This window comes from Gabonia massiliensis (assembly GCF_001403595.1).
GTDB lineage: Bacteria > Bacteroidota > Bacteroidia > Bacteroidales > Coprobacteraceae > Coprobacter > Coprobacter secundus.
This window is the reverse complement of the sequence record NZ_LN877940.1, coordinates 412277-430612: the sequence shown is the minus strand read 5'-3', so window position 1 is coordinate 430612 and position 18336 is coordinate 412277. Positions and strand designations below refer to the sequence as shown.

Genomic DNA, 18336 nt, shown 5'->3' with positions numbered 1-18336 from the left:
ATCATTACTATATATTTATTCCGGTTATTTACGGCCTTTAGCAAACCCTATTTGGGACCTTACACACCGGAATCCAATATAAGAACGCTGCTCGTTTTGGTATTCCCACATCCTGACATCGGCTCGGACAAAATTAGAAACATCCTTCCAAGAGCCACCACGTACAATTTTTCGCTTCATTTTATACGGATCCTCTTTTGCCGCATTATATTGATATTCAGGATTCATATCACTCGTATGCAAATTAGCCGTTTCCGTATATGCCGAAGAGGTCCATTCCGAAACATTCCCAGCCATGTCATACAGCCCAAATTCATTTGGAGAATATGAGCCGACTCTTGCCGTAATTAAATTTCCATCTTTTACATAATTACCCTTATCTGGTTTGAAATTAGCATAAAAACAGCCCTTTTCAGCCATTGGAGCATCTCCTTCCCAAGGATATTTATTCTCATTTTTTCCAGCACGGGCTGCATATTCCCATTCTGCCTCGGTAGGCAAACGATACGGTTCTATAAATACCGGACCTCGGCCTGCAAAAGAAGCTACCAAATAATTTGTTCTCCATACACAGAATGCATTGGCCTGTTCCCAAGATATCCCGACAACCGGGTAATCATTATAACCGGCATGGGCAAAATACATGCGCATATACGGCTCATTATAAGCATTATCAAAATCATTAACCCAAGCTGTCGTATCAGGATAAATATTAATAATATAAGTATGTAAAAAATCACATTCACTTTGTAGAGGACGGGTAATCGTCTCTCGTATTATACGCCCTTCATCATCAATAAATGCCGTATCTTTTGAAATCATTATCTGTTCATCATAGTTAGGCCGTATATCTGTATTCAGATTCCGGCGAGTCACATCAAAACGATGTTTCCGCTTTGCCGCCTCTGTATGATTAAAGACCTCATAACGATAATTCATCTGCGCGGCATCCAATTCTCTCTTACCTGTAATAGGATTAGTTCTATAAACACTTTCTATTGCCCGTGCTTCATCTTCTGTCGGGTTACGCCACGGAATCGCTTTATTCCAGTTCAAATGGGGAGTGACAGGATTACCTTCTCGATCTTCTTCTATCTTAAAAGCTTCATTACCTCCATAAGCAGGGTCTGCCAAGCGTTCACGAATAATGGAATCACGCACCCAAAATACAAACTGCTTGTACTTTGAATTAGTTATCTCCGTTTCGTCCATCCAGAAAGCATCGATAGAAATTCCTCTGGGTTCTTGATAAGTACCCCATAAGCTATCTTTTTGAGCCGGGCCCATCTCAAACGAACCACGCTTAACCAATACCATTCCATACGGAGTCGGTTCGGCCCAAGCCGTTCCTCCAACCCCCACCAATTCTCCGCCATTGCCCTGAGAGCCGGGAGCACATGATGTAAGGATGGCAATCGTCGCCAGAAACAATATTATTCTTTTCATAAATTACAATATGCGAATGCTCTTATGTTTGTTTTTATTCTTATCTGAAAAATCAATTTTCATACTATATCCTACAAATACCTCGTGGCTTCCACTGGTCGCTTTTACTATCGGTGATAATGAATAATCGTAAGAATACCCAAAAACCACATTTTTTATCTCAGCCCCAATCATCACCACCATAGCATCTTTCCATCGATACGACAGACCAGCCCATAAAAACTTTTTATATTTCAGCCGAGCCGTCAATTCTACCTGAGTAATATTAAAAGTTGTCTTCAGCATCATAGAGGGCTGCAACTCTAATAACGTGTTTTTAAAAGGAATATTGCCTCCGGCAATAAAATAATATGATCGTCCTATATAGGTTTCATATTTTTCATCAAATGTAATAGATGGTTTTGTCAAATGTAATGCGGATAAACCAGCATAAAAGTATTTATGTGTGTAATATGCTCCAAATCCCATATCAAATGCCATACCTTGCAATTCGGTTTGAGGTATCCCATCTTCTGTAGAGACATGTTCATCACTGGTCGGAATCGAAACTTTTGTACCATCAAAACGCTGATCAAGTAAACCGAGCTGCAAACCGAGCCCCAAATTCCCTCCCCACAATTTTACTTTAAAAGCATATTGAGCACCTATCGACATATTTGAAAACAAACCAATAGTCTCATTGGACAATAAAAGTCCCACTCCATGATTCTGTTTGAGAAAACGCAATGGCATATCTGCTCCTACCAAAAATGTCTTAGGAGCTCCCGGCATACCGACCCATTGCTGACGTGTTGCAGCTAAAATATTCAACTTCTCTTTCGCCCCGACACTTCCTGCATTATAATATGAAGGCAATGCCCAATACTGGCTAAATTGCGCATCGACTTGTGCCTGCAAGTCTAAACCTGCAAACATTATCAAAATACCCAATATAACCCTCTTTATTTTTTGCATTTACAATCCGGGAAAAGGCAATCACCGCATAACGATAAAAAACTATTGTATCTTATAAAACTCCGAATTCAATATTTCATTGTCCAAAATATCATAAAAATTCATATTTATACAAGAAATAACAGCTATATTGGTTCTCTTGCCAATTTGTAAAAGGCAAAAATACGAAAGAGATATGTCTCCGACAAATAAATGTTAAGAAACTGTTTCTATAAATTAAATACAGCCTCATTATCTAATATTTGTTTTTCATTCTATCTTTTCCCCGTTTATATCCAGCGTCATACCCTTCTTCATATTCCTCTTTATTTACAATATAACTACTTGATGCATCATAATTCTTTTTTTCATCATACGCTCTATTGAAACCCTCAACATAACCTCTTTCATACACTTCTTCCGGTGTCTCTTCTTCAAAAAGTATTTCTCGATACACTTTTTCTTTTGGAATCTTTACACTGTCATATCTGAAAGTACAACCAGACGAATCTGAAATATCTGAAACTTCAATAGACTCATAATCATCTGACTTATAAATCCAAAAAATAAAAAGTAATACCAAAACAATTATAAACAGCCTCAGTATCCGCATTCTTTTTTCTAATAAAAAAGCAGCCTCATCGAAGCTGCTTCAATCTCTTTATTCCATTCATATTTACCAAAATACGCTCAATATTCTTCCTCGTTGAAGAAAAAGTCTTCTTTGCTGGGATAATCGGGCCAGATATCTTCGATACATTCGTAAATATCACCCTCATCTTCCATTTCCTGAAGATTTTCTATCACTTCCAACGGAGCACCCGAACGCATAGCGTAATCGATCAGTTCATCTTTAGTGGCAGGCCACGGTGCATCTTCGAGTTTTGATGCCAATTCCAACGTCCAATACATAGTATATTGATTTTAATTGTTCCTTCCGTTTTTAAATTTCCGCAAAAATATAACAAAAATTCCCATTAGCAATTCTTATCCCAATAAATTTCATTTCCCGAAGTTTTATAATTGTTAAATCTTGCAAAAACGAATAGATAATCAGATAATCGGTTCATAAAACTTAACAAATTACTATCTACAGAGCATTGCGATGCCAATTCACAAATACGTCTCTCTGCTCTCCGACATATTGTCCGGCATATATGAGCAACCGAAGCCGCCTGAGTTCCTCCCGGCAATATAAAATTTGTAATCTTGGGCAATTGCGCATCCAATTCATCAATACGTTGTTCGATACGCAACACATCATCAACTTTCAATTTACTGGCATCCCTTAATTCTGCAAACGAAACATCTGTTGCTAAATACGAACCTATAACAAACAATTTATTTTGAACAAAACGCAACAATTCTACTTCTTCCTCTACTTCGGGCATTTGTAATAACCAACCAAGGAAAGAATTCAGTTCGTCAATCGTACCGTAAGCCTCTAATCGGGTATCCCACTTATTTACTCTTGTTCCTCCAACTAACGCTGTCTGGCCCTTATCTCCCGTGCGAGTATAAATTTTACTTTTATTTGCCATACATCTTTATTTTTAATTTTCCATAATTGTATTATACTTCGGTCAACAATAAAACAAATCAAAAAGCCACTACATAATCCTGCTTATTCAGTTTAGGATTATTAAATGCAAGCCCGATATCATACAAATCCATCGTCACACGAACCTTATTATCAGCAATCAAAAGTCTCCAAGCTGCTGCTATCCTCTCATGGGAACGAATACCATTTATTACCCAAACGGTTTTATCTCCAGAATGTTCAATAAGCAAGGGAATAAGCCAGGTATAATCTGCCGGATTACTTAATTGGTGGACATACACAAAATTCAGCTCTGTTCCAGAAATAAAATATAAATCCAGCGAATGAGATAAAGAATCTGTCAAAAATGAAATTGACTCTTTATTATCCCCAACAACTTTTTTTGCCATTTCCGCAACAGCATTATCCGGCTCTATACATACCAAGTGAGAAGTACTATGCCCATTATGTAGATATAATGTGGATATCCCCCATGCAGTACCTATTTCTAAAATGGATGATGGTGTAAAACGATTCACCAGACGAAATAACAACGACCCTTTTTTAAAAGATATTTCTGCTCGTCGATTCAAAGATTTACGATTGAGCTTCCCCTGTAATTTCTCACGCCTTATCTGTTCTATCTCGGCATAACTATAATACATAAAATTCTCCTCAATCACTTTTGTTATCAAGTTAAATGCGAATGGAGAGTGCACACCAAATCCCCGGCGATGCCGTAACCGGCGTATTGCTTTTATATAATATTTTTTGAAAATCCTTTTTGCCATGAATGCAAATATAAAAAATTATTAAATGTACGATATACTAATTCTAAAGAACAATCCGTTTTTATATTAAAATTATAACAAAGATAACTATCTTAGCTCAACCATTTTTAATCCAACTTTATATGGACAAAGAACGTAATATGAAATGGGAAGTACTTTCAAGTGATTATATTTCTCATGAACCGTGGTTCACTGTCAGGAAAGAGAGTGTCAAGCTCCCAAACGGTAATATATTAACACCTTACTATGTTATGGAATATCCTAACTGGATAAATGTCATAGCAATTACTAAAGAAGGTAAATTTATATTTGAACGGCAATATCGGCATGGAGCTGGAGTGGTCTCATATGAGCTCTGTGCCGGTGTATGCGAAAAAGAAGATGATTCTCCTCTAATATCGGCACAGCGGGAATTAATGGAAGAAACCGGATATGGAAACGGCAAATGGGAGCTTCTTATGAAAATATCCCCCAATCCCGGTACCCATACCAATCTGACTTATTGTTTCCTGGCCACTAATGTAGAAAAAATAGGAAGTCAACAGCTCGAAGCCACTGAAGACATTGAAGTTTTTCTTTTATCAGCAGAAGAAGTCAAACAGTTAATGATGAATGATGCTATACTTCAAGCCCAACATGCAGCTCCTTTATGGAAATATTTTGCACTGTATGAAAACAAATAACCCAACAATCATACCGACATGAAAAAAATTATTTTATCAAGAGTACTCACCATCTGGTGCTTAATCTTCTTTTTACCGGGAATGGCATGCGCGCAGAGTTACCTTTCCGAAAATAAATCAATGAAAAGTAGCATCCTCAAAGAAGATGTAAAATATTCTATCTATCTGCCCAAAAGCTATCAGACCTCAGAAAAATCTTACCCTGTGCTATATTTGTTACACGGTTTAGGAGACAACCACACATCGTGGAGCCTCTTAGGGCAAATACAGGCTATTGCGGATCGAGTCATCGATTCAGGCAAAGCCGACGAAATGATTATTGTAATGCCCGATGCAAAACAAAGCTGGTACATAAATGACTGTAAAGGAAAAGCCCAAATGGAAAAAATGTTTTTTGAAGAATTTATTCCTCATATTGAAACTACCTATCGGGCTATATCACAGAAAGAACAACGAGCTATTGCAGGACTGTCGATGGGCGGATATGGATCTTTGCTTTACGCATTAAAACATCCGAACATGTTTGTTGCATGTTTCCCGATAAGTGCTGCCGTCTTTTCTGACGAAGATATACTTAATTTCTCAGAGGAAGATTACAAACGTCGTTTTAAAGATATCATTGGAGGAGGAAATACAAAAGAAAGCCGACTTACACCAACTTGGAGAGAAAATGACATCTATACTATACTGAAAAACTATCCGAAAGCTGATAAGAAAAAAGTAAAATATTATATAGCTTGTGGCGATGACGATTTCCTATACAGGAATAATTTACAATTAGCTTTAGCCATGTATGACACTCACATTCCGACTATTTTCCGTTTACGGAACGGGCAACACCACTGGCCTTTCTGGCGTCGAGAAATAAAAGAAATACTACATACAGCATCCAGCCACTTTCATCGAGGAGAAGATTTCTAAACAATAAAAAAACTTCCTTTAAAGTAATAAAACATAGACAGTTTTTGTTATCTTGGATAAAAATTTATCCAAGATAACAAAAACAAAATTCTCAAAATAGTTATTATTTCACAATCTCAATCCGATTCCCCTCATTATCCAGAATTACAGCTTCATAATATCCGTCCCCCGTTATACGGGGTTCACCGACCACACAATAACCATCAGCCCTTAACACCTCTACCAGTTCATTTACTCTCTGCTCAGAGCCAAGAGTAAAAGCCAGATGTGCCCAGCCTAGCCTCTCTCCATCGGGTGCTTTGCAGGAAACATCTATACGTGTCATTATCTCAAGGGCCGTCCCATCTTCAAAGCTAAGCATGTAAGAAGCAAATCCTTTAGTTACATTTTCATATCGCTCACCGCACTTACCGCCAAAATAATATTCATAAAACCGTCTTGATGCTTCTAAGTCAGAAACCCAAAGACCAATATGGTGTATTTTCATCTTTTGTTCAATATTTCATTCAATGCTTCCCTCCAATCTTCTCCATTTGCCGGCGTATAAGTCACAAACCCCATACCAGAGGCCATATCAGTATTGCTTTTGCCATCATCGACAAACAGGGTCTCTTCAGGATTCATATCTGCATCCTTCATCATAAAATTAAAAATACGGGCCGCAGGCTTACAAACTCCCATTTCATAAGATGTGTATATTTTATCGAAATAATGTGTTATGGGATTCCCCGTAGAGGAAAATTCGCCAGTCCTTGCCCAACCCATAATAATAGGGTTGGTATTACTCAACAAATATACTTTATAGTTCTCCCGTAACTTTAATATATAATCAAGCTTATATTCGGGCAACGCAACGACAAAACCCATCCAAGCATAATCAATATCCTTTTCCGGGACATCTTTTCTCATGTGCTCCCGTAACAAACGATAAAATTCGTTCCGATCGATACGTCCTTCTTCCAAATCGAGAAAAATTCCTTTCTGATGATACGGGTCTATAAGTTCTTCTGCATCAGATAGGCCTATTTGTTCAAAACGACGCACCGCTCTATCCCTGTCAAGGTCAAGAATAACTCCGCCTAAATCAAATACAATATTTTTAATTTTTCCCATATAAAAATCCAATTATTAACATATTAAGCACAATATTCTTCAAGTAACTGAAAATAACGGCTCATCTGATAGCCATCCATCAAACCATGGTGAGCCTCTATATTTACCGGCATCCATACTTTTCCTTCCCTCTTTATCAACTTTCCGCACGTGACTTTGGGAATATCTGCATCGGACAAATCCCTGTGCGGATGTTTTACCGCAGTAAACGATACCCATGGCAATACAGAATTTTGTAACACATCTTTCCGAAATGCGTCACCGTCATGTTCTTTTCGTTGCAAATGTTCTTGTAAATGTTTTGTCGCGACTTCCATAAATTCTTTATAAGTTTCCTTATACGCAAAACTGGCAAAAGTTATCATCCCTCCTCCATGCGATATGATAGTACCGGCATCCATATGGTCTATTTCCCAAACTTCTCCATCGATAATACGCAAACGAAACTCAAGAATTTCGTTCGCCACTCTCGTCATATAATACAAAGAAGCCAAGAAGAAACTATCTCCATTTATCTTACAATCATTGTACAGACGGGTTACATCAACATTAGCCGTAATATGAAAAGAGGGATCGGCATAATTTCTGAATATTTCATAACTGGGCTTCCGCGCCCAACCATTTACATCGAATTTTTTCATTCTTTCTATTATTGAAATCGTGATAAAGTTACAAAAAATCATGAATACTCACTGACTAAAATTCAATTTATAACAGCTTTTATCCTTTACAAATAGATACATAAAACAAAACCGGGACATAGAAACTATCTTATCCCGGTTTTATACAATATGGAAATCTTTTATTTCACTTCCCAAGTATCACGCGTAAGCAAATAATCTCTCAATGTTCGTCTATTTGTCTGGGCTCTTACCGACTCAATTTGAGCTTTTACTTCCTGGTCATAGACCGGAGCTTCCACCGAACGTATTACTCCGACTGCCAATGGTAATTCATGACCATCCATCATAGCCAGCATACGATGTAATGTCCCATCTTGGTCTGTAACATCATGAGTCAGGATATCGTCCAGTGTAACTCCATTTTCCCCGATAGTAACGACTTTTAATTTCAGACCATCTAAGACCAAACCTTTCTCGTTATTTTTACCAAAAAGCATTTTCTCTCCATGTTTGAGATGGATAGTACGTTCTGCCCGGAACTCCTTATCTGCAACAAAACTATGAATCTTATCATTAAAAATCACACAGTTCTGTAATATCTCGACCACCGACGCCCCTTTATGTCGAGCCGCCTCTACCATAACTTCTTTTGCTACAGACAAATCCACATCTATAGAACGGGCAAAGAAAGTACCCCGAGCCCCGAATGCCAATTCTGCCGGAATAAAAGGATCTTCGACAGTCCCATAAGGAGACGACTTAGTTACGGCACCCCGGTCTGACGTAGGAGAATATTGCCCCTTCGTAAGACCATAAATCTTATTGTTCAGTAGTATGATATTCAAATCGACATTCCTACGGACAGCATGAATAAAATGATTTCCCCCGATAGCCAAGCAGTCCCCATCTCCCGTAATCTGCCAAACCGTCAGCTCAGGATTAGCAACTTTAACTCCTGTAGCAATTGCAGATGCCCGGCCATGAATTGTATGAAAACCATATGTATTCATGTAATAAGGGAGCCTTGAAGAACACCCAATACCGGATATTACGGCAGTCATATGAGGAGGTATTCCCAATTCGGCCATAGCCTTTTGCAAAGTATTCACAACAGCATGGTCTCCACAACCGGGACACCAGCGAACATACTGATCGCTTTTAAAATCTTTTGCTGTATATATGGTATTATTTTCCATTTGTTATTCCTCCATGAGTTTATTAAAACATTCGACAAGCTCGCTTACCATAAAAGGCTGCCCCTGCACTTTATTGAATTTTTCAACATTCAGTCCCGGAATCTTAGAACATAAATGAGTAGCTAACTGCCCATTATTCAGTTCACATACCACAACTTTTCTGTATTTTTTCATAACTTCAGCCGTATTTGCAGGTAGCGGATTGATGTAATTAAAATGGACCATAGCAACTTTTTTCCCCTCTGCATTCATCTTTTCAACAGCTGAATATAAATGCCCGTATGTTCCACCCCAACCAACAACCAATAAATCTGCATCCGGATTTCCTAAAACTTCAAGAGCCGGAATACACTTCGAAATATAATCAATTTTAGCCTGACGGATATCTGTCATCTTTTGATGGTTGGCCGGATTTGTAGAAATTGCACCTGTAATACTATCCTTCTCCAGACCGCCCAATCGATGCATAAAGCCCTCCATACCGGGCTTAGCCCAAAAACGAACTTGTGTCTCTGTATCCCGATGATAGGGTCGCCAATTTTTTTCCAACAAATCAGGAGTCACATAATGAGGAACTATTTCAGGATATTCTTCCATCTCAGGTATACGCCATGCCGACGAGCCATTTGCTATGAATCCATCTGTCAGTAAAATAACCGGAGTCATATGTTCAAGGGCAAGTTTTGCTGCATTAAAAGCCATATCAAAACAATCAGCAGGTGTCGACGCTGCCACAACGACAATGGGAGACTCTCCATTACGGCCATAAAGCGCTTGTAACAAATCGGTCTGTTCTGTTTTTGTCGGAAGCCCCGTAGAAGGCCCTCCTCGCTGGACATCAATAATAACTAACGGTAATTCTGCCATTACAGCCAAACCGATAGCTTCGCTTTTCAATGCCAACCCTGGACCGGATGTAGATGTCGCAGCCAAATTTCCGGCAAAACTTGCTCCTATAGCGGTACAAACCCCAGCAATTTCATCTTCTGCTTGAACGACTTTTACACCCAAATCTTTTCTTTTTGCCAGTTCATGCAAAATATCACTGGCCGGAGTAATAGGATAACTACCCAAGAATAAAGGAAGACCTGATTTTTCAGAAGCGGCAATCAATCCTAATGCCGTAGCTGTATTCCCATTTATATCGGTATAGATACCTTTTTTTGCTGTTGCAGTTTCAATACGATATGTCGAAACCGTTGCATGTATATTATTTCCGTAATTATATCCATCGGTCATTACCTTAATATTAGCTTCAAGTACCGATGGCTTTTTAGCAAATTTATTTTTTAACAAATGTGTCGCTTGGTCAAGTGGGCGGTCGAAAAGCCAACATACCAATCCTAAAGCAAACATATTTTTACAACGCAAGACCGCCTTATTGTCCAATCCCGATCCAGCTAAAGAATCTTTTACCATGCTGGTTATTGCAACTGGGACTAACTGCATACCTGTAAGCCCTAGTTCATTAAATGGATCATCTGTTACGAAAGCCGCTTTCTCTAAATCATTGGCTGTAAAAGAATCTGTATCATAAATAATCACAGCATTCGGCTTAATATATGCAACATTCGTTTTCAGTGCCGCCGGATTCATCGCGACCAAAACATCAGCTTGGTCACCCGGAGTATATACACCTTTACCAATATGTACCTGAAAACCGGATACTCCCCCTAAAGTACCTTGTGGAGCTCGTATCTCTGCCGGATAATCAGGGAACGTGGAAATCTCATTCCCAATTGCTGCCGAAACATTAGAAAAAAGATTTCCCGCCAGCTGCATTCCATCACCAGAATCTCCGGTAAAGCGAACAGCTACTTTATCTAATGTTTTCACCTTTGTTTGTTCTAACATAATCCCATTATTTTGTTTCTGAATCTTTCAATTAATAAGAAAAAAGAGTTTTTCAAAGCATAATCAATAGTAAAACTATTATTTTTTATTCTATTTGTAAAAAAAATCGGGTAATTTCTATCTTTTTTCTCGCAAAATGCAAAGAAACAAAATATTTATTAATATCCTAACTATTCTTCTTTAAATTTTATTGCTTCTGGCCAATTTTTAGAAATCCGGTTAAATTATCTAAATTTTAGTTTTATCTTATTTTCTCCCCAAAAAGTAGGCATGAATTTTGTTTTTTCATAAAAAAGAATCTACAAATAATCAAAATCGTAAGAAACCTGTTATATAAATATAAAGGAGCTGATGAATAGAATATTAATTTAAAAAATTCAATGATTATGAAAAAATTTATGACGATTACTTTTGCTCTTCTCTCTCTGATAACGATACAGGCTCAGAATAAGCAAAACAATAAAAACGAACAAAAAGAAAAGTTAGATGTAATATACCATAACAATGCACTTATTTCATTACAAGACAGTACTTTCGTTTTAGAAGCTGACCGAGTCATCTTCAAAAGAGGAAGAAGTGTTTATGTAAATCCAACAAGTAATTTTATATCTCTCAACAAAAACTTTGGAGTCGTACAGACCAGTTTCAATATTCCGGCAAGTGGACCTAATGGTATGGGAGGCGTAACGGTCGAAGGCCAAATTTCCAACATAAAAATCACAAAAGACAAGAAAGGGACAACCTATTACTCTATGAATATCATGGGAGCAGGCATTTCTGCTCTAGTAAACATTACCCTATATGCAGGGAGTAACAAGGCTTCTGCTACAATAAGCCCCAACTTTAACAGCAACCGTATCACATTAGAAGGAAGTCTAATCCCCTACAGCCAATCCAATATAATCAAAGGACGGTCTTTTTAATATCTAAAACATATTGATAAACAGCGATATATCACAATAAGGCAAATTAAACCTATGGGCAATATCGCTGTTTACGATTTTTGTATTGAATAGATAAACTGCATCTCTGAAACCTCGCTCGCGTTTTATCATATTTTCCACTCCCTGACACTCCCCAATTTCCAAAAGAATAGGGACCAATAAATTACTTAGTGCCATTGATGCCGTGCGTGCTACAGCAGATCCTACGCTCGATAAACAATAGTGCAAAACCCCATACTTCTCAAATATAGAATCTTTCGGTTTATTAGGACACAAAGAAGTTTCAAAACAACCACCCTTATCTATACATAAATCTATCAGCAATGCTCCTTTTTTCATCTGGCGTATTAACTGCTCAGACAATCGATGAGTCATGTCACAGGATGTTCCAATAACAACATCCGCACTACGAAAAGCATTTGTCAACACATTCGGATGCAAATTGGATGTAAATAAGGGTTGTCCACACGTGTCTAATGCCATACGCAATCGAGAAATATTTTCATCAAATAATTTTACCAAGGCGCCCAACCCTCTCGCTGCACAAATCGCAGCACGTCCACTTAAACCGGCTCCGATGACAACTACTTCAGCAGGAAAAACTCCCGGAATTCCTCCCATCAATATACCTTTACCGCCATAAAGATTGGTCAGTAATCCAGCAGCTACAATCACTGCAGCCCGGCCGTCAACTTCATCCAGACAATCGGCAAAAGAACACTCTCCCGTATCATTTTTTATTTTATCAAACGCTATTGCAATGGCACGTTTCTGCATTAGCAGTTGTAAAACTTCTGTATTTTGATACTGTGGTTGTAACAATGATATTATAGTACTACCAGGTTTCAACATACCAGCTTCCTCAGCTGTTAATGGAGATACTTTGAGTACTATATCAGCCAAAAAGACTTCCGCACGCTGCTCAGTCACCTCTGCACCCGCCTCTGCATATAACAAGTCTGAATAATTTATCCCGATGCCTGCCGATGCCTCCATAATTACACGATGGCCTGCGTTGACCAATAACGCAACAGCTTCCGGTGTCAGAACAAATCTTTTTTCCTTTTCACAAGACTCTTTAGGCAAACCGATACAAAGAGCATGATTTTGCTGAGAAACAGCACATAAATGCTCTTGAGGACACAATCCCTCACGGGTTATATGCAAAAAACGGTCTTTCATATGCATTCAAATAATAGTGGAAAACGAAGTTACAAAAAACAACCTGTAAAATCTTATAAAAGAGAATGAAAAATAAACATATTTCGCAAATTATCTATAATCTGTGCCCAAACGTTCCAACACGAGCTCAGCCAGTAAATTTACCGAATGCTCTAATTCCTCATACGTATCGAGCTTATCTGCATTAAAGACCAAAACAGACTTCTCATACATCGGAGAACGACGCTCCAAGTTCATACAAATAAAATTCATAAGCTCCTGATCGCTCTTTCCTCTTAATAAAGGTCTCTTTCCTTTTGCTATCCTCAATCTCCGATGTAGCACCTCAGGCGTAGTTTTCAAATAAACTGTTATTCCTTGTTTATTCATATATTCCATATTATCATGAAAACATGGGGTCCCTCCTCCCGTAGCAATCAGGACATTCTCAAACTCCCCCACTTCATGCAACATATTACTCTCGATCAAGCGAAATTCTCCTTCTCCTTTTTCAGCAAAAATAGAGCCTACTGTTTTATGATAACGGTTTTCTATATAATGATCCAAATCAATAAATTCAAGGTTCAATTTATCCGCCAGCAATTTTCCCAATGTCGTTTTCCCGGCACCCATATATCCGACAAGAAATATTTGTTTCATATCCAATTGTTTGTATCAATCATTTTGGCAAAAATACAGTATTTTATCTCTTCGATGAATAAAAATGCCTATTTTTGTATTTTAGCTGGCAAAATAGTCATCTGCAAAATGGGAAAATTCAAATACTATGTAGTCTGGGAAGGTTTCGCCCCAGGAATTTATGAATCCTGGGAAGAATGCCGATTGCAAGTCGAAAACTTTAAAGGTGCAAAATACAAAAGCTTCGACTCCAAAGAAGCCGCCATACGTGCATTCCGAGGAAATCCGGAAGAGCACCTATTTATTCTTAATCGAGTCGCAGAAGCGATTGCACATCCTGAACTGGCAAAACCCAGACAAACCCAAACACCCATGGCTCCGCAATGGATTGTCGATAGTTTGGCTGTAGATGCAGCATGCAGCGGAAATCCCGGAGATATGGAATATCGAGGTGTCTACGTACGCACAGGACAAGAATTATTCAGAGTCGGCCCCATGCCCGAAGGGACCAATAACATAGGAGAATTTTTAGCTATAGTGCATGGCTTAGCCTATTTGAAACAACAGAACAGCAATATTCCCATCTATTCGGACAGTCGCAATGCTTTATTATGGGTACACCATAAAAAATGCAAAACAAAATTAGTTCCAACCCAAAGAAATACACAAATATTCGACTTAATCAAACGAGCCGAAAAGTGGTTAGCAAATAACTCGTACACAACACAATTACTAAAATGGGAAACTAAAGATTGGGGAGAAATCCCTGCAGATTTCGGTCGGAAATAGACAGCTTAGGAACTTTTTTCATCAAATTTGTTATTTATTTGAACGCAATGCAGCAAAGCCATTATAATTTGCATCTTATTAGTAGAAGATTTTTATGAAAAATAGAATCGACAAAAAACTAAAACGGAAAAAACGTATAAATCGCAAAGAAATGATTATAGGTTTGGATGCAAAACGGGCTGTTGCCAACCATACAGGACTGGGAAATTACAGTCGCTTTATGGTAGACATTCTGGCTACTTATCATGAGGGACATAATTACCGGTTATTTATTCCCAAAAAGAAAAAAAATAGTTCTTATGATAAATTGCTGACACATGTCAATGTGCATTCAGAACTTCCACAAACGACCACGATGAAGAGATTCTCGTCTCTTTGGCGTTCATTTTTTATCAAAAAAGACCTTTTGAAAAAAGGGGTTCAATTATATCACGGCTTAAGTAACGAATTACCAATTGGTATTCATAAAACGGGAATTAAAAGTGTCGTTACCATTCATGACCTTATATTTTTGAGATATCCCGAATACTATAAACCTATCGACAGAAAGATTTACAATTTTAAGTTCAAATATGCCTGTCATGTAGCCGATCGCATTGTGGCTATCAGCGAATGCACAAAACGGGATATCATGAATTTTTACCAGATTCCTGCCGAAAAAATAGATGTAGTATACCAAGGTTGTGATCCTCAATATTCCGAAATCGTAAGCGAACAGAAGAAAAAGCAAGTAAAGGAAATTTACCAGTTACCGGAAAAATACATATTGAATGTCGGGAGTATAGAAACCCGAAAAAATTTAATGTTAGCATTAGAGGCATTAAAAGACATTCCCGCAGATATCCATTTAGTTGCTGTCGGGAAGAAAACGCCGTATGTGGATAGCTTAATGGAATATGCAAATGAAAATGGCCTAAATGACCGTTTACATCTCATCCATAATCTTCCCCACTCTGACCTTCCAGCGGTTTATCAACAGGCTCTTATGTTTGTATACCCATCACGTTTCGAGGGTTTCGGAATTCCCATTATCGAAGCAATGCATTCCCAGCTTCCTGTCATTGCTGCTACCGGATCATGCTTGGAAGAAGCGGGAGGTGCTCATTCCATCTATGTCGACCCAGATGATGTCAAAGGAATGACAGATGCCATACTTCGGGTATTATCTGACAAAGAACTTCGAGAAGAAATGATAACAGAAGGAAACAAATACTTGCAAAGATTCAGAGAAGACGTCCTTGCCGACGATATGAACCGAGTATACAACAAATGCTTTGCCACAGCAAATGATCGTATTCCAATACAGGCAATACAGACAGTACCCTACCAGTCTCGGAAATTGGCAGCATCGGATAAATAACATCTTTCTTGGACTGGATATATCCAAAGAAGATTGGCAAATATCAAAAATATAATGAAAAGTATCAGCAAATTTATAGTTTGTATTTACCAGCTTTAATACTAANTTTATGAAAAATATTCTCTTTGTATTAAATAAATTTCCAAATATCGGAGGTATAGAAACAGTCACAACCCAATTAGCAAATCGATTATCAGAAAAATATAACATTTCCATTTTATCTACTGGAACCTCTTTAGACAAACAACCCGGCCTAAAAAATGACATCTCTATAACAGTCATTCCAGAAAATATTTCTGCTTTAGAAAAAAATGTCCTATTCAATCAATATCTTTCCGAAAAAAAAGTTGATGTTATAATCAACCAAGGTTGTAATGAAAATATTACACAACTTTTTTTCGACAAGAAATTATCTGACAATATAAAAATAATCTCCGTCTTACATGGCCAACCTATGAACGAAATTGTTCTTGCCAAACAATTTAAGCGAGAGCAGATAATTCGGAAAAAATCGGGATTCTCTAAATATTTGAAACTTTGGTTAAATCATTATGGCCAAAATGCCATGTGCAAAACTGCCCGAAAAAAGGCTTTATCAAATCAAAAAAAACTATATCAAATCAGTAATTATATTATCGTATTACAGGATTTCTACATTGATGAATACGCTCTAAAATATCATATACCGGATATACAAAAAAAGCTAAGAGCTATCCCTAATCCTTCGATATATGGACAAAGGCCAAATGTGTCCGAAAAGAAAAATGAAATCCTTTATGTCGGACGGCTTAGCAACTCAGATAAAAGGGTAGACCGACTTCTAAAAATATGGAAACTCGTAGAACCTCAATGCCCCGACTGGTCTCTGAAAATATTAGGAGATGGAGAGGATAGAAATAAGCTGGAAACTTTAGCACAATCGCTAAAACTAAACAATATAGCATTCCTCGGATATCAAAATCCAGAGCCATTCTATAAATCGGCACGCATAGTATGCTTGACATCCCAAACAGAAGGCCTGCCCATGTCCCTTATCGAAGCTCAAACTTTCGGAACCATACCTATTGCTTTCGAATGTAGTTCTGGAATCAGTTATATTCTCGAAAAAGGAAATAGCGGAATATGCGTTCCTCCATATAAAATGAATATCTTTGCCAATGAATTAGCTACATTAATAAAAAATCAGGAACTATTAGAGACACTCTCCCAGAGAGCAAGATTTAGTTCCGGCCGATTCAATGAAGACGTAATTGTTTCTCAATGGATACAACTAATAGAGTCATAAGCAAATCAAAAGATATGCCGTTACTGTCAATCATAGTTCCGGCATATAACGTAGAAACATACATTAATGCCTGTATTGATTCAATTTTGTCTGATACTTATCCAAACAAGGAAATCATCGTTGTAGATGATGGAAGTACAGACCAAACCACTCAACTCTTACATGCCTATTCCAATTTAGGAAAAATCAAATTAATAGAAAAAGAAAACGGAGGTCAAAGCGATGCCCGCAATATTGGAATAAAAAATGCAAATGGGCAATACATTACATTTATAGATAGTGACGATACCATCGAGAAAAATACCTTGCTCAAAAATATGTCAATTCTTACAGAAAATCCCAGCATTGACATCCTGCAATATCCAATCCTTTATTTTTGGACATCAGATCATGAAATTAGCTACAAAAAAAATAAAGACGAAATTGTCGATAACCCACAAGAAATTGCCCAATTATTGATTACAGAGCGTATATCGGGTTCCCCTTGTGACAAAATATACCGAAAATCATTATTCAATACGGTCCAGTTCCCAGTTGGCCAACTATATGAGGACATGTACACACAACCAGCCTTATTTAAACAAGCTCATAAAATATATTTATCAAACCAAGGAGAATATAAATACAGATTCAGAGAAGGCTCCACTTTAAACCATACACCCTCTTCAAAAATAATTTTCGATAGATTGGCTGCAAGGCTACAACTTATATCATTCGGCATTCAAAGTGGAGTAGAATCGCATCGTATACACAAAACGCTCATAAAATCATATACAGAAACAGCTTCTGACTTTAAATATCTTACTGACAAAGACCAGAATAATATATACCGATTGTTCAATAACATACATGGCATACGTAAAGTAGATTGTTTCCGTAACCTATTATTAGGAAAATACGGTTACACCTCATTCAGAATGTGTCTCCTGCATAATAGACATAATGTTGCCGCCATATTTCAATATCTACTTCGTAGCCAATAGTTTTATCCCTGATATAATAGACAAACATTAACTAACCCTCTATCTTTCTTTTTAAATCGGTGATATTCCTATCAA

General features: G+C 37.6%; 20 protein-coding genes. 7 read left to right on the top strand and 13 right to left on the bottom strand.

Annotated elements, in window-relative coordinates; genetic code table 11:
- Window positions 1–24: 24 nt before the first annotated feature.
- From BN2628_RS11755 to BN2628_RS11730, 6 genes are all read right to left on the bottom strand, one after another.
- Window positions 25–1446 carry a T9SS ring complex lipoprotein PorK/GldK gene (locus BN2628_RS11755; protein ID WP_044226892.1) on the bottom strand — a complete coding sequence of 474 codons (1422 nt, stop codon included), beginning with the start codon at window positions 1444–1446 and terminating at the stop codon, window positions 25–27.
- A gap of 3 nt (window positions 1447–1449) precedes the next feature.
- Window positions 1450–2400, bottom strand: coding sequence for a PorP/SprF family type IX secretion system membrane protein (locus tag BN2628_RS11750; RefSeq protein WP_052431445.1), 951 nt, complete (start codon window positions 2398–2400; stop codon window positions 1450–1452).
- Window positions 2401–2635: 235 nt separating this feature from the next.
- The gene (locus BN2628_RS11745; protein ID WP_044226888.1) at window positions 2636–2992 is read right to left on the bottom strand and encodes a hypothetical protein; all 357 of its coding nucleotides are present in this window, start codon (window positions 2990–2992) and stop codon (window positions 2636–2638) included.
- Between the two features lie 77 nt (window positions 2993–3069).
- Window positions 3070–3291 (bottom strand): DUF2795 domain-containing protein, encoded by a 222-nt coding sequence (locus tag BN2628_RS11740; protein ID WP_021930878.1) that lies wholly within the window; start codon window positions 3289–3291, stop codon window positions 3070–3072.
- A 65-nt stretch (window positions 3292–3356) separates the two neighbouring features.
- Complete coding sequence (locus BN2628_RS11735) at window positions 3357–3920, bottom strand: cob(I)yrinic acid a,c-diamide adenosyltransferase (RefSeq protein ID WP_044226883.1); 564 nt, start codon at window positions 3918–3920, stop codon at window positions 3357–3359.
- Between the two features lie 58 nt (window positions 3921–3978).
- Window positions 3979–4710 (bottom strand): O-methyltransferase, encoded by a 732-nt coding sequence (locus tag BN2628_RS11730; RefSeq protein ID WP_052431444.1) that lies wholly within the window; start codon window positions 4708–4710, stop codon window positions 3979–3981.
- Between the two features lie 122 nt (window positions 4711–4832).
- On the opposite strand from BN2628_RS11730, the gene BN2628_RS11725 reads away from it, so the two are divergent.
- Window positions 4833–5393 carry an NUDIX hydrolase gene (locus tag BN2628_RS11725; RefSeq protein ID WP_021930881.1) on the top strand — a complete coding sequence of 187 codons (561 nt, stop codon included), beginning with the start codon at window positions 4833–4835 and terminating at the stop codon, window positions 5391–5393.
- An 18-nt stretch (window positions 5394–5411) separates the two neighbouring features.
- A complete protein-coding gene (locus BN2628_RS11720; protein ID WP_044226880.1) occupies window positions 5412–6314 on the top strand; it encodes an alpha/beta hydrolase in 903 nt (300 codons plus the stop codon).
- 103 nt (window positions 6315–6417) lie between these two features.
- Here BN2628_RS11720 and BN2628_RS11715 read toward each other — a convergent pair whose 3' ends face one another.
- The 5 genes from BN2628_RS11715 to BN2628_RS11695 all read right to left on the bottom strand — a co-directional run bounded on the left by BN2628_RS11715 (window position 6418) and on the right by BN2628_RS11695 (window position 11100).
- Complete coding sequence (locus tag BN2628_RS11715) at window positions 6418–6801, bottom strand: VOC family protein (protein WP_044226877.1); 384 nt, start codon at window positions 6799–6801, stop codon at window positions 6418–6420.
- On the bottom strand, window positions 6798–7427 hold the full coding sequence (locus BN2628_RS11710) for an HAD family hydrolase (RefSeq protein WP_044226875.1): 630 nt from the start codon (window positions 7425–7427) through the stop codon (window positions 6798–6800). Before BN2628_RS11710 ends, BN2628_RS11715 begins: the two co-directional genes overlap by 4 nt.
- A 23-nt stretch (window positions 7428–7450) precedes the next feature.
- The gene (locus BN2628_RS11705; RefSeq protein ID WP_052431442.1) at window positions 7451–8068 is read right to left on the bottom strand and encodes a CatA-like O-acetyltransferase; all 618 of its coding nucleotides are present in this window, start codon (window positions 8066–8068) and stop codon (window positions 7451–7453) included.
- Between the two features lie 161 nt (window positions 8069–8229).
- The gene (locus BN2628_RS11700; RefSeq protein WP_044226871.1) at window positions 8230–9246 is read right to left on the bottom strand and encodes a 2-oxoacid:ferredoxin oxidoreductase subunit beta; all 1017 of its coding nucleotides are present in this window, start codon (window positions 9244–9246) and stop codon (window positions 8230–8232) included.
- Window positions 9247–9249: 3 nt separating this feature from the next.
- On the bottom strand, window positions 9250–11100 hold the full coding sequence (locus tag BN2628_RS11695) for a 2-oxoacid:acceptor oxidoreductase subunit alpha (RefSeq protein WP_044226868.1): 1851 nt from the start codon (window positions 11098–11100) through the stop codon (window positions 9250–9252).
- A gap of 386 nt (window positions 11101–11486) precedes the next feature.
- Between BN2628_RS11695 and BN2628_RS11690 the strand changes: the two genes are divergently transcribed.
- A complete protein-coding gene (locus BN2628_RS11690) occupies window positions 11487–12023 on the top strand; it encodes a DUF4251 domain-containing protein (protein WP_044226864.1) in 537 nt (178 codons plus the stop codon).
- 3 nt (window positions 12024–12026) lie between these two features.
- Here BN2628_RS11690 and BN2628_RS11685 read toward each other — a convergent pair whose 3' ends face one another.
- Complete coding sequence (locus tag BN2628_RS11685) at window positions 12027–13226, bottom strand: alanine dehydrogenase (RefSeq protein WP_044227106.1); 1200 nt, start codon at window positions 13224–13226, stop codon at window positions 12027–12029.
- Window positions 13227–13316: 90 nt separating this feature from the next.
- Window positions 13317–13865, bottom strand: a complete 549-nt coding sequence (locus BN2628_RS11680; RefSeq protein WP_044226861.1) for a shikimate kinase — start codon at window positions 13863–13865, stop codon at window positions 13317–13319.
- A gap of 108 nt (window positions 13866–13973) precedes the next feature.
- Here BN2628_RS11680 and BN2628_RS11675 point away from each other — a divergent pair, with 108 nt between their 5' ends.
- From BN2628_RS11675 to BN2628_RS11660, 4 genes are all read left to right on the top strand, one after another.
- A complete protein-coding gene (locus BN2628_RS11675; RefSeq protein WP_044227103.1) occupies window positions 13974–14633 on the top strand; it encodes a ribonuclease H1 domain-containing protein in 660 nt (219 codons plus the stop codon).
- 151 nt (window positions 14634–14784) lie between these two features.
- Complete coding sequence (locus BN2628_RS11670) at window positions 14785–15993, top strand: glycosyltransferase family 4 protein (RefSeq protein ID WP_044227100.1); 1209 nt, start codon at window positions 14785–14787, stop codon at window positions 15991–15993.
- 109 nt (window positions 15994–16102) lie between these two features.
- Window positions 16103–17278: a glycosyltransferase gene (locus tag BN2628_RS11665; RefSeq protein WP_052431440.1), complete on the top strand. Its 1176-nt coding sequence runs from the start codon at window positions 16103–16105 to the stop codon at window positions 17276–17278.
- Between the two features lie 14 nt (window positions 17279–17292).
- Window positions 17293–18261, top strand: a complete 969-nt coding sequence (locus BN2628_RS11660; protein ID WP_157256094.1) for a glycosyltransferase family 2 protein — start codon at window positions 17293–17295, stop codon at window positions 18259–18261.
- Window positions 18262–18336 lie beyond the last annotated feature (75 nt).